Origin of the sequence: Kribbella soli, from assembly GCF_004331345.1 — a bacterium.
GTDB lineage: Bacteria > Actinomycetota > Actinomycetes > Propionibacteriales > Kribbellaceae > Kribbella > Kribbella soli.
Window position 1 is genome coordinate 2,260,095 of record NZ_SJJZ01000001.1, and the last position, 25,597, is coordinate 2,285,691.

Here is a 25,597-nt window from a genome sequence, read left to right on the forward strand (position 1 = left end):
AGACGACGGAGTTCCAGCAACGCGAGGGACGCGAGACGTGAGCCACCCGCAGGCATTGATGACTGCTGTCGAGGATCAGGAAGAGTGGCAGCCGCACGCGGCTGAGGAGTTCCAGCAAGTCGGGACGGTCGGCAAGATCGCGATCGGACTGCTGGGCGCATCAACGGTCACCCACCTGCTGTCCACCTGGTCGGACTGGAACACGTACTCGGTGGTGCACCGCTATCTCGGCGGCATGCCGAACGTCGACGACGCGGATCTGAACCGCGCCGACGCGATCGCCAAGGTCACTGCGATCCCGAACGTGATCATCTCGGTCGCCGCCGCGGTCGTCTTCGTCATCTGGTTGTGGCGGGCCCGGGTCAACTCCGAGGTGTTCTGCCAGGCCGACCACCGCCGCAGCCACGGCTGGGTGCTGGCGAGCTGGTTCTGCCCCGGTCCGAACCTCTGGTACCCGAAGCAGATCGTCGACGACGTCTGGCTCGCCAGTGACCCGAAGACCCCCGTCTACAGCGACGACCTGCGCCGGTTCAGGACGCCGACCCTCACCTCTGTGTGGTGGGTCGCCTGGATCGGCGCTCTCGCGTTCGACGTGGTGGTCCGCCGGTTCCTGATGTGGATGGAAGCCACCGTCGGGTCGCTGCGCGGTATCGCCCTGGCCGGCACGGCGTCCCTCGTGCTGACCGTTGTCTCCGCGGTCGCCGCGACGATGGTGATCCGCAAGATCAACCACATGCAGACCACGCGCCAGTGGGTGCCGTGGTGGGACCAGGGCCCGAAGCTCAGCGCCGTTCCGTCGTACGAGGTGACGCAGGTTCCGTCGTACGCGAACGACGACACCGACGAGCAGCCGGCGATCTCCGAGCCGATCGCGGCCGGGCCCGCGCTGGGTCTGGTTCGCCAGCCGCAGTTGGAGATGGCCGGTGCCCCGCAGGCGGGCAGCCCGTTCGCTCCGACCCCGGCACCGCAGGCCCCGGCCGCCTACGCACCGGCCCCGCAGGCGCCCGCGCCGTACGCTCCCGCCCCGCAGACGCCGGCGCCGTACGCTCCGGCTGCCGAGCAGGCGCCCGTACAGAGCCCGTTCGCGCCGCAGAACTTCCCGGGTGACGGCGCTGCCGCCCCGGCCGCGTTCGCCGGTGGTCCGTCGGCCGACGATGCGCCGAAGTGGAGCCCGTTCGCCCCGGTTGCCGAGAACTGGCAGGACAACGACGCCGGTCCGGCGACCGAGCAGTTCAACCCGATCGAGACCTGGCGGGACGAGAAGCCGGTCGAGGAGACGACGTACGAGGCGCCGCAGCAGAGCTGGGAGGACTACCGGAGCTCGGTCACCGCGGACGTGCTCGGTACGACGAGCAGCTGGCGTGACGAGGCCACCCCGATGACCGTCGTACAGCCCGACCCGTACGCCTACCAGCCCGAGCCGGAACCGCAGCCCCAGCCGCAGCCGGCTGAGGAGCCGTGGGCGGCGCGCTACTCCGAGCCGTACTCGTACGAGTCCGACTACCTCACCTCAACGGCCTCCCCTGTGGAGGCGCAGACCGCACCCGAGCCTGAGCCCGCGCCTGTTGCGCGCGCCGGCCGCCGGGCCGCTCGGGTCGCGGTCGACAGCCCGTCGGCGATCCAGCCGGCGGTGACGAGTCACTCGACGCACGCTGTCGAGGCCGAGTCGCACGAGACCTACTCGTCGTACTCGGACCACAACGTCTACGGGCAGTCCGAGCACACGCAGCCGTCGTCGCACGTGTCCACGTCGTCCGGGTACTACGAGCCGGCGCCGGCCCCGAGCTACCAGGAGCAGGACGACTTCCTGACCCCGTCGAAGCCGCTCCCGCCGGTGCCGTCGTACGGTCCGGAGCCGACGTACTCCTCCGGTGACGGCTACTCGGGCCAGGAGACGTCGTACACCTCGGACTACTCGTCGTCGTACAACTCCGAGTCCTACAACTCGAGCAACTACGAGTACGACGCGTACGGCAACAACGGCGGCTCGGAGTACACGAGCAACGAGTCCTACGAGACCTACAGCCCGAACTACGCCACCGAGTCGTACGGGTCGCAGTACTCGCCGGAGCCGGAGCAGACCGAGTACCAGCAGCAGACGCCGTACGCCAACGAGCAGCAGCAGCCGACCGACCCGGAGCAGCCGACCAGTCCGCGGACCCAGCCGCGCCGTGGCCGCTGGATCTGATCAGATAGCTGTATGCGTCTAGGATTCGCCACCCTCGGTTGCCCCGGAGCCCCACTCGAAGACGTCCTGGCGCTTGCTCAGGGCAACAAGTTCACCGGTCTGGAGCTACGGGCCGCGCCGGACGAGTTCACGCACACCGGCCTTTCGGCGACGCAGCGCCGTGAGCTGCGGGCCCGGATCGAGGACGCCGGCCTGGAGGTCTTCGCGGTCAGCAGCTACGTGAAGCTCTGCGCGGTCGAGGAGCAGCCGCTCGAGGCGCATCTCGAACTCGCCGCCGACCTCGGCGCCCTCGGCGTCCGCGTGTTCCCCGGTGACGATCCCGGCGACGGTACGACGGAAGGCCCGAGCGCCGGGGAGATCCGCGCGCTCGATCGCGTGACGACCGCACCGAAGGACGTCCCGATCCTGCTGGAGACGCACGACTCGCACTCGACCGCCCGGCAGGTTGCAGCGTTCTGTGCGCTGCTCGACACCGACGTCCCCGGCCACAACGTGAAGGTACTCTGGGACACATCGCACACCTGGTCGCACGGCGAGACCCTGGCCGATTCGTTCGCCCTGCTGCGCCCGTGGCTCGAGCTCATCCAGTTCAAGCAGGCTGACTCGCAGCAGGACTTCCGCCCGGTCGCGATCGACGCCGGCGACTTCCCGATCCAGGAGCTGCTGACGGTGCTCGACGGCACCGACTACCCGCTCTCACTCGAGTGGGAGCTCAAGTGGCACCCACAGCTCCCCTCGCTGGCGGAAACCCTGCCCGCCGTTCACGCCTGGTTAAGCGTGCCGTAGGCGACGTGGCGCCGGCGAGGTCAAATAGCGGGCCAACGTCGGTCCGAGCCAGGCGACCACCTCGTCGTCGGGCATCGTCGCGATCGGCGGGAAGCCGAGGATGTACCGGCAGAGCGCGAAGCCGAGCACCTGACTCGCGACCAGACCGGCCCGTACGTCGGGTTGGTCGACTGCCTGCACCCGTAGCGTCGGCGCGAGCTGTGCCGCGAAGATTCCGCGCATGCGCTCGACCGCGACCTCGTTGGTGACCGCGGTCCGCAGCAACACCCGCAGGGAGTCGTCCGCCTCCCACCGCTCCAGGAAGTGCCGCGCCAGCACCTCCCCCAGCGATTCCAGCGGTACGTCGCCGATGTCCGGCAACCGGATGTCGAAGTCGGCTGCCGCCGCGAACAGCTTCTCCTTGCTGCCGTAGTACCGCATCACCATCGCCGGGTCGATGGCCGCGTCCGCCGCGATCGCCCGGATCGTCGCCCGCTCGTACCCGTCCGCGCCGAACCGCTCGCGCGCCGCCGCGAGGATCGCCGCCCTGGTCCGATCGGACTTCTTCTCCGCCATGCCTCCAGCATATGCCAACACCTGTTGACTTTTACCAGAGGCGGGCCTAGCGTAAAAGTCAACAGATGTTGATAAAAGGAGCGACGATGATTCCGCAGCAGGCAGAGGTTGTGGTGGTGGGCGCGGGTCCGGTGGGGCTTGCGGTGGCGGTCGGGCTTCGGCTGCACGGGCATGAGGTAGTGGTGGTCGACCAGCAGGCCGCGGGGGCGAACACCTCACGGGCCTGCGTGATCCACCCGCGGACGCTGGAGGTGCTGGAACAGCTCGGGGTCACCAAGCGGCTCGTCGACCTCGGCCTGGAGCTCGAGGACTTCGCGATCCGCGCCGACGACCGCAAGCTGATCCCGGTCGGCTTCGCGGACCTGCCGACCGACTACCCGTTCGTGACGATGATCCCCCAGCCGATCACCGAGCAGGTGCTGCTCGAACGGCTCGAGGAGCTCGGCGGCTCGGTGCTCCGTCCGTACGCCGCGACCGGCCTGACCCAGACCGCCGACGGTGCCGAGGTCACGCTCGACAGCGGCGACGTGATCAAGGCGCAGTACGTCGTGGCGGCCGACGGCATGAACAGCACCATCCGCGAACTCGCCGGCCTGCGGATGCCGGGCAACACTCTGCAGATCTCGTGCAGCCTGGTCGATGTCCGCGTCGACGGCGGCCTGCCGGTCGACGAGGTCGCGCTGTACTTCGCCTCCGCCGGACTGCTCGTGGTGGCGCCGCTGCCGGACGGAAGCTTCCGGCTGGTCGCGGAGATGCACGACGCACCGGAGCACCCCGATCTCGCCTACGCGCAGCGGTTGCTGGCCGACCGTGGTCCGCGGAAGGCGCACCCGAAGGTCACCGAGGTGGTCTGGGGTTCGCGGTTCCGGATCCACGAGCGGGTCGCCGACGCGTACCGCACGGGCCGCGTGCTGCTGGCCGGCGACGCCGCCCACACGCACAGCCCGGCCGGCGGCCAGGGCATGAACCTAGGCCTGCGCGACGCGGTCACCCTGGCGGACGCGCTGTCCGCCGCGCTGGCTGGAGACGAGTCGGGTCTCGACGCCTACGCCACGAATTGCCGCGCAGAGGCAGTCCGGGTCATCGGCCTGGCCCACCGCCTGACCCGTCTCGCGAACGTCCCCCGCGCGATCCGCCCGCTACGCAACGCCGTACTCAGCCTCGTCGGCCGAGTCAGCAAGACCCAGAACGGCCTCGCGAAACAACTAGCCGGCTTCCCAAACCGGTGACGTGTGAACCCACCCAGCCGCACAGCAACCCACCGGGCCTTGTGCGCAACAACCGACCATTTGCACAACAACCTGCGGGCTGCTCCGGGCAGAGCACGACCGACACCTCGCGCACGCGACCGGATATCCCCTCGCGTTGACGGTTCTCCCCTCGCACACCACCGGAGAACCCACTACGCGAGGGGATATCCGCTTCTTGTACCTGATCCGTGGGTGCTGTCCCAGAGCCGGCGACTGGGGGTTGGGGAGGATTGCTTCCCGGATCGGGCAGGAAATCCTCCCCACACGCCTCTGCTGGGTCGGCCAACCGGGGCCTGTGCGGAACGTCAGCCGGCCGTCGACTCGCGGATTTGCAAGGTGTGCGGGACGGTGAGGTCGCGGTGGGTGGATCCGCCGTTGCCGGCGATTCGGTCGAGGAGGAGGGCGACCGCGTTGTCGGCCAGCCATTCCTTGTCCGGTGAGATCGTGGTCAGGGACGGCGAGTGGTACCGGCCGTCCTCGATGTCGTCGAAGCCCACCACGGCGATGTCCTCCGGCACGCGCAGGCCCGCGTCGGCCAGCGTCCGTAGCGCGCCGAGGGCGAGCAGGTCGTTGAAGCAGAACACCGCGTCCGGCGGCTCCGGCAACGCCAGCAGTTCCCGCATCGACGCGGCCCCGTCGAGCCGGTGGTACCCGGTCGCGGCGAGCTCGAGCGCAGGGTCGTGCGGCATCCCGGCCGCCTTGAGCGCCTTCCGGTACCCCTTCCGCCGGACCGCGCCAGTACTCGTCCCGCCGACGCCGATCGCCGCGATCCGATGCCGGCCCAGTGAGAGCAGATGCGTGGTGGCGTCGTATGACGCCCGCACCGAGTCGACCGCGACGCGGTCGAACTGACCGCCGGCCGGTCGTTCGCCGAGCAGGACCAACGGCTTCCCGGTGTCAGCTGAGGTGAGCTTGGCCGGGGCGGTGGCGAGCGGGGAGAAGATGATGCCGTCGATCAACTGTCCACGCATGCCGTCCAGGACGAACCGTTCGGCGGCGGACTCGCCTTCGGTCTGGTCGATCAGCACGGTGATCCCACGACGCTTCGCGGCCCGGCTGATCGCCGCTCCGAGCTCGGCGAAGTACGGCGAGCCCATCTCCGGGATGGCCAGTGCGATGAAGTCCGAGCGGCCCTTGCGCAGCGACCGGGCGCTGACGTTCGGCTTGTAGTCCAGCGCGGCGATCGCGGCCTCGACCTTGGCCCGGGTGCGTGCCGTGATGTGCGGGTAGTCGTTGATCACGTTCGAGACGGTCTTCACCGACACACCGGCTCGCGCGGCCACGTCGCTCAGCCTCGTCGCCATCGGAGAACCTCCTGTCGCCGTCCCGTCGCCCGAGTGTGCCACGCCCAGCACCCCTCCCGCCCGCCCAGCCACCGCACCCAGCCACCGCACCCAGCCACCGCACCCAGCCACCGCACCCAGCACCCCATTTCGCTGGTCAACCCATCAGCTCGGGGGTTCGTGAGCCGTATTCAGGGTGTGGAACCCCCGAGTTGGTGGGTCGGCCAGGCAATTTGGTGGGTCTGCCAGGCAAATTCGGGTGAGGGGGTGAGGTCTTTACAGGGGGATATCAATCGTTGTAGACATCCACGTTAAACGTTGTAAACACTTCCAGGGAGGTCGAGGTGGCGCGTCTCGTCGTGGATCCGGCGTTCGTGGTCGGTGCGCTGGACCGCCGGCTCTTCGGCTCGTTCGTCGAGCACATGGGGCGTTGCGTCTACACCGGGATCTACGAGCCGGGGCATCCCACCGCCGACGCGGACGGCTTCCGGCAGGACGTGCTCGCGCTGGTCCGGGAGCTCGGCGTGACCGCGATCCGCTACCCCGGCGGGAACTTCGTCTCGAACTACGACTGGGAGGACGGCGTCGGGCCGAAGGACGCGCGGCCGCGGCGGCTCGACCTGGCCTGGCGGGCGATCGAGCCGAACCAGTTCGGCACCGACGAGTTCGTCGCCTGGTCGCGCAAGGCCGGCGTACAGCCCATCTGGGCGGTCAATCTCGGCACCCGCGGGATCCGCGAGGCCGTCGACCTGCTGGAGTACTGCAACCTGCCGGCCGGCACCGCGTTCGGCGATCGCCGGGTCGCGAACGGCAGCCCGGAGCCGCACGACATCCGGATCTGGTGCCTGGGCAACGAAATGGACGGCCCCTGGCAGATCGGCCACAAGACCGCCGAGGAGTACGCGCGGCTGGCCGAGGAGACCGCGAATGCGATGCGCCGCGTCGATCCCGGCCTCGAGCTGGTCGCCTGCGGATCGAGCAACGCCGCGATGCCGACGTTCGGCGACTGGGAACGCGTGGTCCTGGAGCGCACCTACGACCTGGTCGACCACATCAGCCTGCACGCGTACTACGAGCCGCACGACGGCGACCAGGCGAGTTTCCTGGCGGCCGCCGAGGAGATGGACCGGATGATCTCCGCGGTGATCGCGACCGCCGACCACGTGAAGGCGCTCATGCGCAGCGACAAGGAGCTGACGCTGTCCTTCGACGAGTGGAACGTCTGGTACCAGCAGCACTTTCCCGGCGAGCTCGGCCTGCCGATCCGCGAGGTCGGCCCGCTGATCGAGGACACCTACACGGTCGACGACGCGGTCGTCGTCGGCAGCCTGCTGATCACGCTGCTCCGGCACGCCGACCGGGTGAAGATCGCTTGCCTCGCGCAACTGGTGAACGTGATCGGCCCGATCCGCACCGAGCCCGGTGGGCGCGCGTGGCGGCAGACGATCTTCTACCCGTTCGCGTTGACCGCGCAGTACGCCGGTCCGACCGTGCTGCGGACCGCGATCGCCGGCGGCCCTGAGATCGACACGTCCGCCTTCGGCCGCATCCCGGCCCTCTGGAGCACAGCGACGTACGACGAGAACACCGGGGAGACTGCGATCTTCGTGGTGAACCGGAGTGAGACCGACAAGATCGATCTGGAAATCCCGGTGCCCGGACCCCGCCTCAACCAACACAGCATCCGGCACCTCGCCCTGTACGACGAGGACCGCTCCGCCGTGAACACGGCCGACGATCCGGACCGGGTCCAGCCCCGGGCCGTCGACGACACCGAGGTCGTCGACGGTGTCTGCCGTGCCACGCTGCCGCCCGCATCGTGGCACGTGATCCAGCTCAGCAGTTGATTCGAGAGGGGACCCGCCCGTGCCTTCGAAACGACTCCTTGCCGCAGTCCTGACTGTGGCTGCCGTCGCAGCCGGCACATCTGCTGCGACCGCCGCACCTGTGGTGACCACGACCAACGCGATCAGCTCCAGCTTCGCCGACACCTTCGCCGACCCGTCGATCATCCAGGGCCGCGACGGCTACTGGTACGCGTACGCCACCTCCGATCCACTGGTGGCGAACGGCGCGTTCGGCCTGATGCACATGGCCCGGACCAAGGACTTCAGCTCCTGGGAGTACCTCGGCACGGTCTTCAACGACCAGACCAAGCCGGCCTGGGCCGCGCCCGGCTCGTTCTTCTGGGCGCCGGACATCCGGTACCTCGACGGTCACTACGTCATGTACTTCACGGTCACCGACACCGCGGCCAACCCCGGTGGCGATCCCGCGATCGGTGTGGCCACCGCCCCGACCCCAGCGGGACCGTGGACCGCCACCGACGGCCCGGTCGTCGCCCCGAAACCGGACGGCAACGGCGGCTTCTTCGGCACCATCGACCCCGCGATGCTCACCGCCGCGGACGGCAAGCGCTACCTCTACTACGGCGGCTTCTACGGCGGCATCTCCGTCACCGAACTGAGCGCCGACGGCATGCACGCGGTCGGTGAGCCGACCCAGGTCACGATCGGCGACCGCTACGAGGGCTCGTACGTCGTCTACCGCGACGGCTGGTACTACTTCATGGGCTCGTCGATGAACTGCTGCGCCGGCCCGACCACCGGGTACTCCGTGTTCGCCGGACGCTCTCGCTCTCCACGCGGTCCATTCGTCGACGCTGACGGCGTCGCGCTCACCGACTCCCGCGTCGGCGGGACGACGGTCATCACGCAGAACGGCAACAAGTGGATCGGCCCCGGCCACCACGCGTTCATCACCGACGCGGCCGGCCAGGACCACATCGTCTACCACGCGATCGATCGCGGTACGCCGTGGTTGACGAACCCGTTCGGGATCAACCGGCGGCCGATGCTGATCGACAAGATCGACTGGATCAACGGCTGGCCCCGTACGCGCGCCGGCCTCGGCCCGTCCGAGGGCCCGGTCCCGGCCCCGACCACCGGCTCGTCCCTCGGCATCGACTCCACCGACCCGGCGTCGGGCGTCCAAGGTGCCACCAGGCAACCGGGCGACGCACTCGGCGGACCGACCGCGACCATCAACGGCGCAGCCGAGACTCGCGCCGCGGCGCCCGCCGGCTCGCTCCGAGTAGAAGCGGACGTTCGACTCGGCAGCTCCTTCACCACGGTCCTGGGCAATGAGGTCGTGGCGACGGTTGCGAACAATCGGGTGACGCTGACGGTCGGCCGCCGTACGACGTCGGCGAACCTGCCGCCCGACTTCGACCGCACCCAGTGGAACAACCTGTCCGTCCAGGTCTCCGGATCAACCGTGACAGCACGACTCAACGACGCGGGCCTCGGAGACGTCTATGCGGAGGCACGGCTGGAGGTGCCCGGGCTGAAACTCAGGTCGGCACCTGTGCGGTGGCTCGGGTCGGCAGAGGTGGACAACCTGACCGTCCGCCCGGTGGCGCGGCCGGTGACGAAGCCGGCCGACGTACCGCGGACTGGTGATCTGCTGTCCGGCGACGACTTCAACGGACCGCTTGGCGCTGACTGGTCGTGGATCCGTCAGGACGACAAGGCGACCGTTGCTGACGGCAAGTTGTCGTGGCCGTTGGAGAACGCCGACATGACCGGCTCGTCGAACAACGCCGGGTTGCTGCTGCACGCGACACCGGCCGGGAACAGTTGGATCGCGGAGACCAAACTGCACCTCGACACCGGGCAGGGCGACGTCCGCAACTACCAGCAGGCCGGCATGATCGCGTACCTGAACGACAGTGACTTCGCCCGGCTCGGCAGCGTGGCGATCTGGAAGACCCGGCAGACGGAGTACGGGCGGGAGCTCGTGGCGCGTCCGTCGGACGGTGCGACGTCGTACGGCGCGGCTGCGATCGGACGCTCGGCGCCGACGTTGTGGATGCGGCTCGCGTACCACCAGAACGCCGCCGGTGAGCACGTCTATCGCGCCGCCACGTCGGTGGACGGGAAGAACTGGACCTGGGGCGCGTCCTGGGTGCTCCCGGAAGCGGCTCGCATCGGTCTCTATGCACACGGCGAGTTCACCGGCGCGAACCCGCCGCCGGTCGCCACCTTCGACTACCTGAAGTTCTACGAAAGCAGATAATGGGATTCTCCAATCCGGTGTACGACGGCAGCTTCGCCGATCCGCAGATCATTGCGGTCGGCAACGACTACTACGCCTTCGCGACCAACGGTCCGCTGGGTAACGTGCAGACGCTGACCTCCCGCGACCTGGTGTCGTGGGAGCCGGTGGGTGACGCGCTGCCGTCGGTACCGGATTGGACGTCCCCGGGACGGATGTGGGCGCCGGAGGTCGCGGTCCACGCGGCCGACCGGTACGTCATGTACTACACGTCGCGGGACACCGCGGCGGATCGGCAGGCCGTCGGCGTCGCGGTGGCGTCCACCCCCACAGGTCCATATGTCGACAAATCGATGAAGCCGCTGATCAGCCAGGCCGACGAGGGCGGCTCGATCGACGCGTCACCGTTCCAGGACTCGTCCGGCCGGCGCTGGCTGTACTGGAAGAACGACGGCAACGCGATCGGTGTCGACACCTGGATCTACGTGTCCGAGCTGTCCGCGGACGGTCTGACACTGATCGGTCCGGTGCATCGGATGATCAGGCAGGACCTGCCGTGGGAGGGCAATCTGGTCGAAGCGCCGTACATGGTCGAGCGGAACGGGAAGTTCCACCTGTTCTACTCCGGCAACGCGTTCGACAAGGCGACGTACGCCGTCGGCCACGCGCTGTGCGAGTCGCCGATCGGTCCGTGCGTGAAGACCGGCGACCCCATCCTGAAGTCGAGCCCAGATGCTGCCGGGCCGGGACACAACATGGTGCTCGGCGACTGGTTCGTCTACCACGCGTGGGATCCCGCGCAGGTCGGCACCGATCCGAAGGGCCGCACCCTGTGGCTCTCGCACCTGACCTGGGACGGCGATACCCCGGTCGTCGAGCCACCACGCACCAGGAATCCATAACTTGTCCGGCCCCTCCCGCATCAAGGTCTGTGGAAGATCCAGATCCGGGAGAGAACATGAAACGACGCAGCACCTTCGCCTGCCTGGCCGGGACGGTCGCGCTGACCACGGCAGCCTTCGTGCCGACAGCTCACGCCGCGCCGCAGTCCACGACCGAGGCCTGCACGATGGGGCTCGGGTCGGTCGACGCCGCCGGTGCCCAGACCTCGTCCGGCGTGACCGCCGGTACGCCGCCGACGATGAAAGGTCCCACAGCGGTCGACGAGCCCGTCTTCCCGCCCGGCCAGGTCCGGCTGAGTTCCGTGTGGGAGATCGAACCCAACGTCGCCGGCTTCGACCGGTCCGGCTACGTCGTGCAGGGCGATGCGCTGTACCGCTATTTCTACAACCGCAGTTCCGGCGACGACATTGTCAAGCGGATCGGCGGCGGCTGGTCGAACTTCACCGCGCTCGAGGTCTCCCACTTCGAGGACACCAAGCGCAAGATCTCGCACTGGATGGCGTACGGGCTGCGCAGCGACGGCACGCTGTTCCGCTGGAACGGCGGGTGGGGCAGGGCCCAGTCGGTGCCCGGGTTCTCGTCGGTGAAGTCGATGGCGCTGATCAGCAAGACCGCGACGTACGACACCTTCCTCGCGAACACCCGCGGCGGTGCCCTCTACACGATCCGGATCCCGATCACGTCGCCGCTGAAGCCGATCGTGACGCGGGTGCGGACGAGCACCTGGCAGGGCTTCGAGGCGCTGGTCGCGGACAAGTGCGGCAACTACGGCACGTTGCTGCTCGGCATCGACAAGGACACCAAGAGCGGCTACCTGTACGCCGTCGGCCACACGAACGGTACGGCCACGGTGATCAACAGCCTGGGCAAGGTCGATGGGACCTTCCCGAATGCCCCCTACTACCGCTGGGGCGCGGTCTTCTACCTCGACCCGCTGAACGGAGACTGACGTGAAACGGATCTTCGCAGCCGTAGCCGGCGCGACCCTGGTCGCTGTGGCAGTCACGGCACCTACAGCCGAGGCCGCGACGGCTCAGTCATGCTCGCTTGCGCCGGGCTCCGTGCTCTCGAGCGGCGCACAGAACAACGGGGGCATCACGGTCGGCTGGCCGCCACGGAACGTCGGGCAGCCCGGTCCGATCTTCGGTGTGTTCGACCCCGGAGTGGTCCGGCTCAGTACGTCGTTCACGAGTGACGCGTACAGCTGGGGCGCCACCAACCACGGCTGGGTGGTGGAAGGCGACACGCTGTACTACCGCGAGTACACCATCGACCTCATGAACGAGATCATGCCCGACGGGCCGGCCGAGCTGCGGCCGGTGGGCGGCGGTTGGTCGAACTACAAGGCGGTTGAGGTATCCGAGTTCACCAACCGGACGACGGCGTACGGGCTGCGCGGCGACGGCACGCTGTTCCGGTGGAGCGCCGACCGCTGGCTGTGGAAGAAGACCGGATCCGCTCCCGGGTTCGCCGCGGTGCAGTCGATGGCGTTGATCAGCAAGACGTCGACGTACGACACCTTCCTGGCGAACACCCGTGGCGGTGCCCTCTACACGATTCGCATCCCGACCACGTCGCCGATGAAGCCGATCGTCAAGCCGGTGCGGACGGGAACCTGGCAGGGCTTCGAGAAGCTGGTCGCGAGCAAGTGCGGCAACTACGGGACGCTCCTGGTCGGTATCGACAAGGACACCCGGACGGCGCACTGGTATGCCGTCGGGCACGCGAACGGTACGGCGACCGTGATCAACCACCTGAGCGTTTCCGGGCCGAGCTTCAAAGATCCGGTCTACTTCCGCTGGGGCGGGACGCCCGGCATCGATCCGCTCAACGGCGACTGAGGATCCCGGTCAGGATCGTCAGGGCCCGGTGCAGGTCGGACGTCGACGGCGTCGCGTACCCGATCACGAGCCCTGGCGGTCCCGGCACGGTCCGGCGGTACTCGGACAGCGGCGCGACCACGACGCCGGCCTCGCGGGCCGCGGCCGCGATCCGCAGATCGTCGGCGTCGTCGGGAAGCAGTAGCGTGATGTGCAGCCCCGCGTCCTGGCCGACGATCTGACCGTACGGCGACAGCACCGCACAGGTGTGGGTACGACGGTCCGCGTACAGCCGGCGTCCGCGGCGTACGGCCTGGTCGAGGTACCCGTCGCGCAGCATGGCGAGCATGGCGGCCTGCATCGGCCAGCCGGGCCAGTCGCCGGAGTCGGCCCGGAACGTGGCGAGCCGATCCACCATCGCCTCGGACGCGACCAGCCAGCCGAGACGGAGCGCGGGACTCAAGGTCTTCGACAGCGTCCCGAGGTGGACGACCCGCTCCAGGTCCAGCTGGGCGAGAGCGGGCAGCGGCGCGACGTCGTACCGGAACTCGCTGTCGTAGTCGTCCTCGATCAGCAGGCTCCCGGTGCGGCGCGCCCACCGGACCAGTTCGTTGCGTCGGGCAACGGGCAGTCGGCCGCCCAGTGGATATTGGTGCGACGGCGTCACATAGACGGCCGCGGCGTCGGTCAGCGCGCCGACCTGCAGGCCGTCCTCGTCGACCGGGACGTCGACGATCTCGAGCCGGTGGTCGCGGGCGGCGACGACTGCGTTCAGGTACCCGGGGTCCTCGATCGCGATCCGGTCGCCGGGCTGCCGCGTGACCGTGAGCAGCAGCCGCAGCCCGTGGACGGTGCCGTTGGCGACGAGTACGTTCTCCGGGCCGCAGGCGATGCCGCGGACCCGAGCGACGTGGTCCGCGAGGGCGGCGCGCAGCGCGGGGAGCCCGGCCGCGTCGTCATACCCGCCCGGCGGCGACTGGGTGGACACCTCGCGCCACGCTCGCCGCCAGCCCGGGTCAGGCGTCGGGGCGATGTACGGGATGCCGGGGCGCAGCGTGAGGAGTTTCGCGTCGGCGTCAGGCAGGTGCTGCGTGCGTCGTCGTACGGCGGGTTGCAACGGGACGACGTCCGTGACGAAGGTGCCGGCGCCGGTCCGCCCCTCGATCCAGCCCTCGGCGTGCAGCTGGTCGTACGCCGCCTGCGTCACGGACCGCGAGACCCCGAGCTCCCGCGCGAGGTCGCGCGTGGACGGCAGCCGATGACCTGCCTGGAGCCGCCCGTCCAGCACCGCTGCACGGAACTGCTCCGCGAGTTGCAGGTGCAACGGCAGTCCGGCGGCCCGGTCGATCGTCAGCGGCAGCGAACTCTGCACCACATTAGGATCGCAGCATGGCCATGACCGCGGAGGACGTGTCTCGGTTCGAGCGGTCCAGGCGTCGACTCGAGGCCATCGCGTACCGTCTGCTCGGCTCGGCGAGCGAGGCCGAGGACGCCGTCCAGGAGACGTTCCTGCGCTGGCAGGCCACGGACATCGCCCGGATCGAGGTCCCCGAGGCGTGGCTGACGAAGGTGCTCACCAACCTCTGCCTCAACCAGCTCGCCTCCGCACGCGCGCGGCGGGAGACGTACGTCGGCCAGTGGCTGCCCGAGCCGCTGCTCGACGGCGACCCGATGCTCGGCCCGGCGGACACCGTGGAGCAGCGCGAGTCGGTGTCGTACGCCGTACTCACGCTGATGGAGCGCCTGTCGCCGAACGAGCGGGCGGTCTACGTACTGCGGGAGGCGTTCGACTACTCGCACCGGGAGATCGCCGAGATCCTCGAGATCAGCGAATCCGCCAGCCAGCAGAGCTTCCGCCGGGCCAAGCAGCACCTCGCGGACGGCCGGGCGCGCACCGCGGTCGACGAGGCCGTGGCGCGGCGGATCGTGGACGAGTTCCTGGCCGCCGCCACCAGCGGCCAGACGGACTCGATCGTGCGGCTGCTCACCGCCGACGCCGTCTCGATCGGCGACGGCGGCGGCAAGGTCCCGGCCCGGACCACCGCGGTCGAAGGCGCGCTCGCGGTCGCCCGCTTCCTGCGCGGCATGTTCAAACCGACCGAGGCGAAGCGCCTGTACGTCGGGGGTTCGGCGGAGGTCTACGCCTGGCCGGCCAACAGCGAACTCGCTCTCGTCGTGGTCGTCAACGGCGAGGTCATCGGTGTCATGTGCCTCGAGGTCGCTGCGGACGGTGTGACCGCCGTGCGCACCCAGGCAAACCCGGACAAACTGGCGCGCGCGACCGAACTGTTCGCCGCCTCCGACCACGGTGAACCGCTGATGACCATCCTGTGACCTGCTTCACATCGCCTACCTGTCATGAAACGGCGGGCTGCCCGGTTCAAAGGGCGACACCGCATCAGACAGGAGCACGGATATGAAGCACCGCATCGTAGTTCTCGGCGCCGGGTACTCCGGAGCCGTCGCCGCCGGCCGTGTCGCCGCCCGGCTGTACCGCGACGAGGTCAGCGTCACGCTCGTGAACGGCGAAAGCGACTTCGTGGAGCGGGTCCGCATGCACGAGGTGGCCACCGGCCGGGACCTCAAGCTGCGTCCGTTCGAGGAGATGTACGCCGGGACCGGCGTCGAGTTGAAGGTCGCGAAGGTCACCGGGGTGGACGTCGACCGCAAGACGGTCGCGCTCGACTCGGAAGAGCTCGAGTACGACACCCTCGTGTACGCGCTCGGCAGCCGCTGGAACCCGCAGGGCGTTCCGGGCGTCGCGGAGCACGCCTACGAGATCGCGAGTCGTCCCGGTGCACTTCGGCTGCGTGAGCGGCTGACGTCGCTGACCGCCGGACAGACCGTGACGGTTGTCGGTGGAGGCCTCACGGGCGTCGAGTTCGTGACCGAGCTCGCCGAGTCGCGGCCGGATCTCGACGTGGCGTTCGTCGTCCGCGGCGAGCTGGGCGACTGGCTGTCGCCCAAGGGACGCCGGCACCTCCGGAAGGTCCTCGACCGGCTCGGCATCACCGTGCACGAGAAGGCGGCCGTGACGCGGGTCGACGCGGATCAGCTGACGACAGCCGAGGGTGGAGCGATCCCCGCCGCGGTCACGGTGTGGACGGCGGGATTCGCCGTACACCCGATCGTCGAGGCGACCTCGCTGGAGGTCAGCGACACCGGGCGGATCGTGGTCGACGAGACCATGCGGTCCGTCTCGCACCCGGACGTGTACGCCGTCGGCGACGCGGCGTACGCGATGGGCTCGAAGAACAAGCCGCTGCGGATGTCGTGCGCCTCGGGGCAGCCGATGGCGTGGCAGGCCGCCGACTCCATCGCAGCCCGGTTGACCGGTGGCAAGCTCGGGCACGCGCCGCTGTTCTACTTCAACCAGTGCATCTCGCTGGGGCGCAAGGACGGGCTGATCCAGTACGTCACCACCGACGACCGCGCCGTCAACGCGACCCTGACGGGCCGGGTGGCCGCCGTCTACAAGGAGCTGATCTGCAAGGGCGCCGCGTGGGGCACCGAGAACCCGACGATGGGCCTGCCGACCCGGCGTCGCCACGTGATCAGCCAGCCCGTCCCGCTGCACGAATGGACTAGCTGATTCGAGCCGGAATGGCCCGTGCAGCCAGGCCACTCAGAGTCGAACCTAGTTACATGACCACTACGCCGTTGCAACCGACCGCCCGGACGTCCTTGCGCCGCTCGAAGGAACGCGCCGCCACCGAGCGGCAGGAGCTGTACGACGTACTGCTCGACGGCATGTTCTGCCACCTCGGCGTAGTGCTCGACGGCGATCCGCTCGTGCTGCCGACGGCGTACGGCGTGGACCTGGACCGCGGACCGGACGGGGAGCTGTACCTGCACGGCTCGGTCGCGGCCAGGAGCGTGGTCGCGGCCCCGCAGCAGACCGTGTGTGTCACCGTGACGCACACCGACGGTCTGGTGCTGGCCCGGTCCGCGTTCCACCACTCGGTGAACTACCGGTCCGCGGTCATCTTCGGCGTACCGCGGCTGATCACCGATCCGGACGAGAAGCTGCACGCCCTCAACCGGATCGTCGACCACCTCGTTCCCGGCCGGTCGGCCGCTGTCCGCTCGGCGAGCCGCAAGGAGCTCGCGAAGACCTCGGTGCTGGCGCTCTCCCTCACCGAGGCCTCGGTGAAGACCCGTTCCGGACCCGCCAACGACGACGAGGAGGACCTCGACCTGCCCTACTGGACAGGCGTGATCCCCCTCCAAGTCGTCGCCGGCGTACCGGAGAACAACCCCGACTGCGACCTCATGGTGCCCGCCCACGTCCGCAGCCGCGCGAACGTCCTGGGCGCACCCTCCTAGGCCACAGTCCCCTTGTTGTAGCTGGCCTGGGCCCAGAAGTACCCGACCACCGCGATCGCCACGCACCAGGCGGCGGCGAGCCAGCCGCTGCTGGCGTCCATCGGCGTACCCAGCAGCAGGTGGCGCAAGCTGTCGATGATCGGGGTGAACGGCTGGTACTCGGCGAACCAGCGGATGCCGCTCGGCATCGCCTCCAGCGGGATGAACGTGTTGCTCAGGAACGGCAGCAACAGGCTGATCGGCAGTACGACGTTGCTCGCGCCTTCCGGTGTCTTGCTGGTCAGCCCCAGCGCGATCGCGAACCAGGTCAGGCCGATGGTCAGCCCGATCAGCAGCACGGCGGCCAGCAGCCAGTCCCCGACCGACGCGTTCGGGCGGAACCCGATCAGGACCGCGAAGCCGACCACCAGGGCCAGGCTGACGCTCGTCACGAGCACGTTGCCCAGCACGTGCCCGGTCAGCACGGCCGGCCGGAAGATCGCCATCGTCCGGAACCTGGCCACGATGCCCTCGGACATGTCCATGCAGACGGCAACCGCGGGCGACATCGTCCCGGACGCGATCGACATCAGCAGGATGCCCGGGGTCAGGAAGTCGATGTAGTCGAAGCCTCCTGCGCCGCCGCCGAGCCCGGCCGAGAACGTGTCGCCGAAGACCAGACCGAACAGCAGGATCATGACCACCGGCATCCCGAGGGCACCGAGCGACAGGCCGGGATAGCGCTGGGCGTGCCGCAGGTTGCGGCGCAGCATGGTGCCGATGTCGGCCATCGGGCGGACGGTTGTGGTGGTACTCATCGTGCGGTCACCTCTTCGGACTTGGGCTGACCGGTGACGGCGAAGAACACGTCGTCCAGGTCGGGGGTGTGGACAGTCAGTTCGTCGACCTCGAGCGAGGCGTCGTCGATCCGGGCCAGCAGGTCGCGCAGCGCGTGCACGCTGCCGTCGTTCGGCACCTGCAGAACCAGTGCTTCGGGATTCGGCACGGCGGTCGGCAGCACCTGACCGGCGAGCGTGAACTCCTCCGGCGAGGTGAACCGCAGCCGGATGTGTCCGCCCGGCGCGAGCCGCTTCAGTTCTTCCGCCGTACCCTGGGCGACCAGTCGCCCGTGGTCGAGGACGGCGATCCGGTCGGCGAGCTGATCGGCTTCTTCCAGGTACTGCGTGGTGAGCAGGACCGTGACGCCGCCGGCGACCAGTTCGCGGATCAACGTCCACATGCGGTGCCGGCTGCGCGGGTCGAGACCGGTGGTCGGCTCGTCCAGGAAGATGATCTGCGGGCTGCCGACCAGCGTCATGGCCAGGTCGAGCCGGCGCTTCATACCGCCGGAGTACGTCGACGCGAGCTTCTTGCCGGCCTCCGCCAGGTCGAACTGTTCGAGCAGCTCGTCGGCCCGGCGGCGGGCCTCCTGCTTGCCGAGGTGGTGCAGATCGGCCATCAGGATGAGGTTCTCGCGGCCGGTCATCAGGCCGTCGACCGCGGAGAACTGGCCGGTGACGCCGATCGCGGCGCGGACCGCTTCGGGCGACTGGTGCAGGTCGTGGCCGGCCACCCGGATCTCGCCGGCGTCGGCGGCGACCAGGGTGGACAGGATCTGCACCGCGGTGGTCTTGCCGGCGCCGTTCGGGCCGAGCAGGGAAAAGATGGTGCCTTCGGCAACGTTCAGGTCGATGCCGTCGAGCACGAGTTTCTCGCCGTAGGACTTGCGCAGTCCGCGGACGTCGATCGCTGCTGACATGAGGGATCCTTGGGTGATTTCGGGCAGGGTGAACCTGACCCGGGACGGTTGACGGGTCTGCAGGAGGAAGATTTGGGCGTGCCTCACCACCCGAACGACCAGGTGCCGGCGTCCGGTGGTGGGGTGGGGTTCAGTTAGATGTCGAGATCCTCGACCGCCGGCTGATCGGCGGCCTCCTCGACTAGTTGATAAAGGTCCTCGGGGATCAGTTCGCGGAGTTCGTCGATGGTGTCCACGACGTGCAGGGTGGCCTCGCCCTGCGCCATGCTCCAGGACTGGTCGCTGCTCCAGTTGCCGACCCAGGAACGCCACCCGGTGAGGTAGCGCTCGTCGTCGGCGTTCTGCTTGAACTGGCTGCGGCGGTCCGCGTGCAGGACGAACTTGCCGGTCCGGCTGCGGTAGACCTTGAAGGCCTCGTACCCGGAACTGCTCGACCGGCCGCCTTCCGCGAGCAGTACGCCGGAGAACCGTTGCTTGCGGCCGGTGCCCCGGCCCACCCGCACGGTGATCTCCTCGTACCCCTCGAACCGGCCCTCCTCCATCTCGACGTACTTGCGCAGTGCGATCGAGATCGCCGAGGACAGGTTCCCGGCCAGTTCCTGGGCCCGCTTGTACAGCGGCAGGTCGTCGTCGGACACGTAGATCGTCTTGTTCGGCATCGCTTGTCTCCTCCTACGTAGAACTATACGCACATGGGTGCGCACATGTCTACGTATATCCCTACGTAGAAGGAGACGGCCGCGACGGGATCCGTCGCGGCCGCCTCCGGTGGCTGTCTACTTGGGTGAGTACAGCCAGGGGTGCTCGAGGTCGTAGAACGCCGGCTGGCCGGAGGAGAGGCTGTTCATCTCGTCCATCTCCGCCTGCAGTTCCGGCGGCACCTCTTTCCGCTCGCCTTCGCGGGCCTCGGCCTCGCTGGTGAAGAACATCGCCATCGTGTAGTCGCCGCTGCCGTACATGGCGACCTCGCTGCCGAGGATCTCGGGCCGGAACGCGGCCCATTCGTCGCGGTGCTGACCCATCAGTTCCCGCGCGCGGTCCGGGTTGCTGCCGGCGCCCTGCATCACCTGGACGAATCCGGCGGCGTCCGGGTCGCCGTGCGTGTCGAGGACCACGTCCTCCGTGTCGTGGAAGGTGGCTCCGTCGCTGAGCAGCGACGAGAACTCGTGCCACCACTTGTCCTGTGCCGGGCTGTCGCTGTTCCGCCGCGCGGCGTCGGCGGAGTCGAAACGAGCCAGTGCGATGAACTTGCCGTCCGCGGTGACACCGGCGGTGGTCCCCAGCCAGCCGGACGCCTCGGGCGCCAGTTCTTCCATCCACCGATCCATCGCCGTGTGTGCCTGCTCGGCGTCGGTGACCTTCCCCTGAATGACCTGAACGAACATCTGAGAACCTCCCCGTCTCGTGGATCGTTCTATGGCGCTCCCGACGTTACGCCCGGCCCGCACCCGAGTCGACGGCGTCAATCGTGACGATCCGCTGACGCCTCGTGGCGTGCGCCCGTCCGAGCATCAACAGACTCGCGAGCACACCGGTCGCGCCGAGGGCAGTCAGGCGTACGTCGGCATTCGACAGCCCGAAGACGAACCAGCACGAGAGCTCGCCGAGGACCAGCGCCCAGGTGCCCGGCGAGATCCCGGTCGGGCGTCCGGTTCGGTACGCCGTCCACAGCGACGGCGTCACCTGGACGATCGAGGCGGCGGCGAGCAGCGTGCCCAACCCGATGCGGCCGCCGACGATCGCGGCGACTGCGAGCAGTCCCGCCCAGCCCACGATCCAGCCGACGGCGCGTGGGTTCAGCGCGCCCCGGCGTACCAGCATCACCGAGAGGGTGCCGGCGAGTGTTGCCGCGGCGGTGGAGGGCAGGCTTGCGGTCCAGTAGCCGGACGCCATGAAGTAGCCGAACCAGGCTGCGTTGTTGATGCTCGTGAGTGTCGCCCAGGACCAGGAGACGCCGGCCGTGTCGCCGGTCCGGCGCAGCTTGAGGATCTGCGGAAGGTACTGCGGGATGCCGAAGCAGGTGGCGGCGATGGGTAGGAGGTCGAGCATGGCGCAAGATTACTGCTGAAACGTCGACGGATTCGTGCGACTTCATGCCGCCTGAATGCCTTGAGGGATAAGATCTTTGCTGTGGATGCCATTGATCGCAATATTCTTGCCGTGCTCCAGGAAGACGGCCGGCTGACCGTCACCGAACTCGCGCAGCGGGTCGGGGTGAGTGCCGCGCCGTGTCATCGGCGGTTGCGGGAGCTCGAGCGGGCCGGGGTGATCCGTGGATACCGCGCGGTCGTCGACGGGGCTGCGGTCGGGCACGGGTTCGAGGTGCTGCTGGCGGTGACGATGGACCGGGAGGAATCGGTCGCCGGGTTCGAGGCCGGGCTGGCCGAGATCGCCGAGGTGGTGCAGGCGGAGCGGCTGTTCGGGGAGCCGGACTACTTCGTCAGAGTGGTCACCGCGGACATCGCCGCGTTCCAGAAACTTCGCGACGAGCGGCTGGCGCGACTGCCCGGTGTGCAGCGGCTGACCTCCACAATCGTGATGAAGAAGGTCGTGGACAACCGGCCGCTGCCAACCTGAACGATGTGGAAACTGCCTCGCTCAAACCTGACTTATCCACAGATTTGAGCGAGTTTCGATCGCTTTCGGTGGAGAAGCGCCACTAATCCTGGGGATAACTCACCAGAATCGGTGTGCACAACTGGGGATACGGGTGTGGATAACTCCAGCGATCCGAGGGCGACGAAGGGTCTTGAGTCAGACGTTCGCGACATGTGTCCGGAGTGGGTGCTCGCCCTCGCGATGTGCAACGGGGTGAGGTGGTGTGGGGAGCATTACCCTCCCGAATCGGGCCGTTGCCCTCCCCAGTCGCAGTGGAAAGCCTCCCCGACCGGGGAAGGTTGGGGTCACTGTTCGTCGCTGAGGGACGACATCTCTCCCCGCGAGTTTGGTCCGATCAGCTGGCTGGATCCGTGGAGGTGGTCGGTCAGACCCACTGGGTGGAGACGACGAAGCCGACTGCGATCAGGCCCATGCCGATCAGCAGGTTCCAGTTGTTGAGGTCCTTCATCACCGGGATGTCGGTGCCGGCCACGTAGAAGACGACCAGCCAGGCGAGTCCGAGCAGCCAGCACGCCAGCATCAGCGGCGCGACCCACACGCGACTGGTGCTGCGTGGCTTCTTCGGGGTCTTCTCGGCCTTGACCTTCTCGGTCTTCTTCTTGTTGCGACTGCTCGACTCGGGCACGACTGAACTCCTTGTAAGGACGGACGCATAAGCTGACCGCGAGGACCTGGTGCGGGTCCGGTCCGGGTTAGCGTAGTGCAGAGAGCAATATGGAGATCACGGGTGCGTAGGTTGAGGCGGATTTCGCTGTGGCGCGTGGGTGCGCCGCTGGCGCTGCTGTGCGCCGGTCTGCTGTTCGCGACCAGCGCCACCAACGCCCGGGGTACCGACCTCCGACCCAGCCGTAACACTACGCTCGCGGGCCTCGTGGAGGAACAGAGCCGACGCAGCGCCAGCCTGGTCCGGCAGCACGCGGCCCTCACCCAGGACATCGAGAAGCTCCAGGCGCAGCAGGGGTCGATCGACCCGGCGCTGGCCAAGCAGCTCAAGGACCTGTCCGACGCGGTCGGCACCACGCCGGTCACCGGGCCGGGGCTGACCGTGACGCTGAAGGACGCGCCGTCCGAGGTCGTCAAGGAGAACCCGGACGTCGACGCCGACTGGCTGGTGATCCACCAGCAGGACATCCAGGCGGTGGTGAACGCGCTCTGGGCCGGCGGCGCGGACGCGATCTCGATCCAGAACCACCGAGTCATCTCCACCACCGGGATCAAGTGCGTCGGCAACTCCGTCGTACTGCACGGCGTCCCGTACCTCCCGCCGTACAAGATCACCGCGATCGGGGACCGGCGGAAGTTGCAGAAGGCGCTCGACGACTCGCAGTACATCGAGAACCTGCAGGACTACGTGGTGAAGTTCCAGCTCGGGTACGACGTGAAGAACGAGTCGTCGATCTCGATGCCGGCGTACGAGGGCACCCTGGACCTGCAGAGTGCGACTGTCCCCGGCTTCCCGCGGACTCCCTCGACAAGCCCGACCGTCACCGGGCGATAATGGACCGCATGCCGCGGATCCTTGTCGTCGACAACTACGACTCCTTCGTCTACAACCTGGTGCAGTACCTGCAGCAACTGCAGGCCGACACCACGGTGCTGCGCAACGACGAGGTCACCCCTGACCAGGCCGGTGAGTACGACGGTGTGCTGCTCTCCCCCGGCCCGGGTACGCCGGAAGAGGCCGGCGCCTGCGTCGACATCGTGAAGGAGAAGGGCCGCGAGGTCCCGATCTTCGGGGTGTGCCTCGGCCTGCAGGCGATCGGCGTCGCGTACGGCGGGGTCGTCGGCCGCGCGGACGAGCTGCTACACGGCAAAACCAGCCAGGTGTTCCACGAGGGCGCCGGCGTACTGTCCGGGCTCCCGTCGCCGTTCACCGCGACCCGGTACCACTCGCTGGCGATCGCGCAGGACAGCGTGCCGGACGAGCTCCAGGTGACCGCGCGGACCGAGGCCGGCGTGATCATGGCGGCGCGGCACCGCGACATCCCGGTCGAGGGCGTGCAGTTCCACCCGGAGTCGGTGCTGACCGAGGGCGGCCACCGGATGCTCGCGAACTGGCTCGAGATCTGCGGCGACCCCGACGCGGTCGCCCGCTCCGCCGGCCTGGCCCCGGTCGTCAGCTAGTCCGTAGAACTGAAGAACCCCCGGAGCAGCCGCTCCGGGGGTTCTGTCGTCTCAGCCGCCAGGGATCGTGATGGTCGGCGTCGTCGGTGTCGACGGCGGTGGCGTCTCCGTCTCGGTCGGAGTGCTCGGCGGTGGCGTCTCTTCCTGCAGCTTGTTCACCGTCAGCGTGATCAGCGAGCCCTTCGGCGCCTTGGTGCCGGCCTTCACGGACTGATTGAGGACAGTCCCCTCGGCCTGGTTCTGGTCGTTGCCGAACGTCTGCCCGACCCGGAAACCGGCCTGCTCGAGCGTCAGCTTCGCGTCGTCGAACGTCTGCGTGACGACATTCGGTACGTCGACGTTCGTCTTGCCGCTGGAGATCGTCAGGGTGAACTCCGTGCCGGCCGCGTAGGAGCCGTTCGGGTCCGGGCTGACCGCGAGCACGATGCCCTTCTTCTCCTCGCTGTCCTGCTCGACCGCCTTCTCCTTGACCTTGAACTGGCCCTTGGCGTCCTCGAGCGCGTTCCGCGCCTTCGACTCCGACATCCCGATCACGTTGGGCACCGGGAAGGCCGACTGCCCGGCGGACACCACGACGTTCACGGTCGAGCCCTGCTCCGCCTCGGTACCGCCGTCCGGCGTCTGCCGGATGATCAGGCCCCTGCCGACGGTGTCGCTCTTCTCCGACGTGGACTGGACCTTCAGGCCCTGGTCGCTGAGCAGCGTGGTCGCGGCGGCCAGCGACTTGAGCGTGACGTCGGGGACCTGGACCTTGGCGGGCGGGGTCGCGGAAGTCCCGCCCCCGCCGGCCTTGTCGTCCTTGTTCATGTTGGAGAACAGCGCGTACGCGCCGACCGCGATCGCGACGATCGCGAGACCGAGCAGAAAGTAGGCCAGGCCGCGGTTGCGGCGGGACCGTGCGTCCTGCGCCTCGTCCAGGTCGTCGTCGCCCGGGGGCAGCAGGTCGTTCGCCGAGGTCTGGTTGTACTGCTGGGTCGCGGCCGTCGGCGCCATCGCGGTCGGTGCCATCGACCGGGTCTCCGCGACCGCCGCCATCGGCGCGGTCACCTGCTGGCCGGCCAGCACCCGGTGGATGTCGGCGCGCATCTCGGACGCGCTCTGGTAGCGCTCCTCGCGGCTCTTCGCCAGCGCCTTCAGGACGACCGCGTCGACCTCCGGCGGGATGTCCGGGTCGAACGAGGACGGCGGCAGCGGCTGCTCCCGGACGTGCTGGTACGCCACCGACACCGGCGACTCGCCGACGAACGGCGGGCGGCCGGTGAGCAGTTCGTACAGCAGGCAGCCGGTCGAGTACAGGTCGGAGCGGGCGTCCACGGTCTCGCCGCGGGCCTGCTCCGGGGACAGGTACTGCGCGGTGCCGATCACGGCCGCGGTCTGGGTCATCGTGGAGGACGTGTCGGCGACCGCGCGGGCGATACCGAAGTCCATCACCTTGACCTGGCCCTGCGGGGTCAGCATCACGTTCCCGGGCTTGATGTCGCGGTGCACGATGCCGGCCCGGTGGCTGTAGTCGAGCGCCTCGAGGACGCCGGAGGTGATCTCCAGCGCGCGCTCCGGCATGATCTTGCGGCCCTCGCGGATCAGGTCCCGCAGCGTCTTACCGGTCACCAGCTCCATCACGATGTACGGAATGGTGACGCCGGAACCGTTCGGGTCCGGCTCCTCGCCGGTGTCGTACACCGACACGATCGTCGGGTGGTTCAGCGACGCGGCCGACTGGGCCTCGCGCCGGAACCGCGCCTGGAAGGTGGCGTCACTCGCGAGGTCGACGCGCAGCCGCTTGATCGCGACGCTCCGGCCGAGCCGGTTGTCGAGGCCCCTGCGGACCTCCGCCATGCCGCCGCGGCCGAGCGGTTCGCCTTCTTCGTACCGGCCGCCGACGAGACGTGCCTGCGATGTCATGACTCTGCCTTCCAACCTGTCTGCAGTAGACCCAAAACCCTCAACTT

The 25,597-nt window shown here is 68.6% G+C and carries 24 protein-coding genes; 14 read left to right on the forward strand and 10 right to left on the reverse strand.

Annotated features, from left to right (window positions below; genetic code table 11):
* Positions 1-58: 58 nt before the first annotated feature.
* Together E0H45_RS11370 and E0H45_RS11375 are read left to right on the forward strand one after the other, a co-directional pair.
* Positions 59-2,188: a DUF4328 domain-containing protein gene (locus E0H45_RS11370; RefSeq protein ID WP_238154907.1), complete on the forward strand. Its 2,130-nt coding sequence runs from the start codon at positions 59-61 to the stop codon at positions 2,186-2,188.
* Between the two features lie 12 nt (positions 2,189-2,200).
* The gene (locus E0H45_RS11375) at positions 2,201-2,974 is read left to right on the forward strand and encodes a sugar phosphate isomerase/epimerase family protein (protein ID WP_131336806.1); all 774 of its coding nucleotides are present in this window, start codon (positions 2,201-2,203) and stop codon (positions 2,972-2,974) included.
* On the opposite strand, the gene E0H45_RS11380 is transcribed toward E0H45_RS11375, so the two are convergent.
* Positions 2,960-3,529, reverse strand: coding sequence for a TetR/AcrR family transcriptional regulator (locus E0H45_RS11380; RefSeq protein ID WP_131336809.1), 570 nt, complete (start codon positions 3,527-3,529; stop codon positions 2,960-2,962). The two genes, E0H45_RS11375 and E0H45_RS11380, sit on opposite strands and share 15 nt — an antisense overlap.
* Before the next feature lie 86 nt (positions 3,530-3,615).
* Here E0H45_RS11380 and E0H45_RS11385 point away from each other — a divergent pair, with 86 nt between their 5' ends.
* Positions 3,616-4,758: an FAD-dependent oxidoreductase gene (locus E0H45_RS11385; RefSeq protein WP_131336811.1), complete on the forward strand. Its 1,143-nt coding sequence runs from the start codon at positions 3,616-3,618 to the stop codon at positions 4,756-4,758.
* A 326-nt stretch (positions 4,759-5,084) separates the two neighbouring features.
* Here E0H45_RS11385 and E0H45_RS11390 read toward each other — a convergent pair whose 3' ends face one another.
* Complete coding sequence (locus E0H45_RS11390) at positions 5,085-6,083, reverse strand: LacI family DNA-binding transcriptional regulator (RefSeq protein ID WP_131336813.1); 999 nt, start codon at positions 6,081-6,083, stop codon at positions 5,085-5,087.
* 323 nt (positions 6,084-6,406) lie between these two features.
* On the opposite strand from E0H45_RS11390, the gene arfA reads away from it, so the two are divergent.
* Genes arfA through E0H45_RS11415 form a run of 5 tightly spaced genes read left to right on the forward strand, consistent with a single transcriptional unit; the run spans position 6,407 to position 12,862 of the window.
* Positions 6,407-7,909: an arabinosylfuranosidase ArfA gene (gene arfA, locus E0H45_RS11395; protein ID WP_131336815.1), complete on the forward strand. Its 1,503-nt coding sequence runs from the start codon at positions 6,407-6,409 to the stop codon at positions 7,907-7,909.
* Positions 7,910-7,928: 19 nt separating this feature from the next.
* Entirely contained in the window at positions 7,929-10,139 is a 2,211-nt protein-coding gene (locus E0H45_RS11400; RefSeq protein WP_238154908.1) for a family 43 glycosylhydrolase, read from the forward strand.
* Positions 10,139-11,020 (forward strand): glycoside hydrolase family 43 protein, encoded by an 882-nt coding sequence (locus E0H45_RS11405; protein ID WP_131336817.1) that lies wholly within the window; start codon positions 10,139-10,141, stop codon positions 11,018-11,020. Before E0H45_RS11400 ends, E0H45_RS11405 begins: the two co-directional genes overlap by 1 nt.
* Before the next feature lie 56 nt (positions 11,021-11,076).
* A complete protein-coding gene (locus E0H45_RS11410; protein ID WP_238154909.1) occupies positions 11,077-11,970 on the forward strand; it encodes a hypothetical protein in 894 nt (297 codons plus the stop codon).
* Position 11,971: 1 nt separating this feature from the next.
* Positions 11,972-12,862 (forward strand): hypothetical protein, encoded by an 891-nt coding sequence (locus tag E0H45_RS11415; protein WP_238154910.1) that lies wholly within the window; start codon positions 11,972-11,974, stop codon positions 12,860-12,862.
* Here the strand turns inward: E0H45_RS11415 and pdxR are convergent.
* Complete coding sequence (pdxR, locus tag E0H45_RS11420) at positions 12,849-14,213, reverse strand: MocR-like pyridoxine biosynthesis transcription factor PdxR (protein ID WP_131336819.1); 1,365 nt, start codon at positions 14,211-14,213, stop codon at positions 12,849-12,851. The two genes, E0H45_RS11415 and pdxR, sit on opposite strands and share 14 nt — an antisense overlap.
* A 17-nt stretch (positions 14,214-14,230) precedes the next feature.
* Here pdxR and sigJ point away from each other — a divergent pair, with 17 nt between their 5' ends.
* The 3 genes from sigJ (at position 14,231) to E0H45_RS11435 (ending at position 17,167) form a co-directional block, all read left to right on the forward strand.
* Positions 14,231-15,175: an RNA polymerase sigma factor SigJ gene (gene sigJ / locus E0H45_RS11425; RefSeq protein ID WP_131336821.1), complete on the forward strand. Its 945-nt coding sequence runs from the start codon at positions 14,231-14,233 to the stop codon at positions 15,173-15,175.
* Positions 15,176-15,257: 82 nt separating this feature from the next.
* A complete protein-coding gene (locus E0H45_RS11430) occupies positions 15,258-16,433 on the forward strand; it encodes an NAD(P)/FAD-dependent oxidoreductase (RefSeq protein WP_131336823.1) in 1,176 nt (391 codons plus the stop codon).
* Positions 16,434-16,486: 53 nt separating this feature from the next.
* Positions 16,487-17,167: a pyridoxamine 5'-phosphate oxidase family protein gene (locus E0H45_RS11435; RefSeq protein ID WP_131336825.1), complete on the forward strand. Its 681-nt coding sequence runs from the start codon at positions 16,487-16,489 to the stop codon at positions 17,165-17,167.
* On the opposite strand, the gene E0H45_RS11440 is transcribed toward E0H45_RS11435, so the two are convergent.
* From E0H45_RS11440 to E0H45_RS11460, 5 genes are all read right to left on the reverse strand, one after another.
* A complete protein-coding gene (locus tag E0H45_RS11440) occupies positions 17,164-17,964 on the reverse strand; it encodes an ABC transporter permease (protein ID WP_131336827.1) in 801 nt (266 codons plus the stop codon). The genes E0H45_RS11435 and E0H45_RS11440 overlap by 4 nt on opposite strands.
* Positions 17,961-18,905 carry an ATP-binding cassette domain-containing protein gene (locus tag E0H45_RS11445; RefSeq protein WP_131336829.1) on the reverse strand — a complete coding sequence of 315 codons (945 nt, stop codon included), beginning with the start codon at positions 18,903-18,905 and terminating at the stop codon, positions 17,961-17,963. The genes E0H45_RS11440 and E0H45_RS11445 overlap by 4 nt, the downstream gene beginning before the upstream one ends.
* Before the next feature lie 134 nt (positions 18,906-19,039).
* A complete protein-coding gene (locus tag E0H45_RS11450) occupies positions 19,040-19,564 on the reverse strand; it encodes an EXLDI protein (RefSeq protein ID WP_131336831.1) in 525 nt (174 codons plus the stop codon).
* Between the two features lie 117 nt (positions 19,565-19,681).
* Positions 19,682-20,290, reverse strand: coding sequence for a hypothetical protein (locus E0H45_RS11455; RefSeq protein ID WP_131336833.1), 609 nt, complete (start codon positions 20,288-20,290; stop codon positions 19,682-19,684).
* Positions 20,291-20,336: 46 nt separating this feature from the next.
* Entirely contained in the window at positions 20,337-20,954 is a 618-nt protein-coding gene (locus E0H45_RS11460; RefSeq protein ID WP_131336835.1) for a PQ-loop domain-containing transporter, read from the reverse strand.
* Positions 20,955-21,035: 81 nt separating this feature from the next.
* Here E0H45_RS11460 and E0H45_RS11465 point away from each other — a divergent pair, with 81 nt between their 5' ends.
* Entirely contained in the window at positions 21,036-21,482 is a 447-nt protein-coding gene (locus E0H45_RS11465; RefSeq protein ID WP_131336836.1) for an Lrp/AsnC family transcriptional regulator, read from the forward strand.
* 406 nt (positions 21,483-21,888) lie between these two features.
* On the opposite strand, the gene E0H45_RS11470 is transcribed toward E0H45_RS11465, so the two are convergent.
* Positions 21,889-22,149 carry a cell division protein CrgA gene (locus tag E0H45_RS11470; protein WP_131336838.1) on the reverse strand — a complete coding sequence of 87 codons (261 nt, stop codon included), beginning with the start codon at positions 22,147-22,149 and terminating at the stop codon, positions 21,889-21,891.
* A gap of 102 nt (positions 22,150-22,251) precedes the next feature.
* Between E0H45_RS11470 and E0H45_RS11475 the strand changes: the two genes are divergently transcribed.
* Together E0H45_RS11475 and E0H45_RS11480 are read left to right on the forward strand one after the other, a co-directional pair.
* The gene (locus E0H45_RS11475) at positions 22,252-23,022 is read left to right on the forward strand and encodes a DUF881 domain-containing protein (protein ID WP_131336840.1); all 771 of its coding nucleotides are present in this window, start codon (positions 22,252-22,254) and stop codon (positions 23,020-23,022) included.
* An 8-nt stretch (positions 23,023-23,030) separates the two neighbouring features.
* Positions 23,031-23,648, forward strand: coding sequence for an aminodeoxychorismate/anthranilate synthase component II (locus E0H45_RS11480; protein WP_131336842.1), 618 nt, complete (start codon positions 23,031-23,033; stop codon positions 23,646-23,648).
* Between the two features lie 51 nt (positions 23,649-23,699).
* On the opposite strand, the gene pknB is transcribed toward E0H45_RS11480, so the two are convergent.
* Positions 23,700-25,550 (reverse strand): Stk1 family PASTA domain-containing Ser/Thr kinase, encoded by a 1,851-nt coding sequence (pknB, locus tag E0H45_RS11485; RefSeq protein ID WP_131336844.1) that lies wholly within the window; start codon positions 25,548-25,550, stop codon positions 23,700-23,702.
* Between the last annotated feature and the right edge of the window lie 47 nt (positions 25,551-25,597).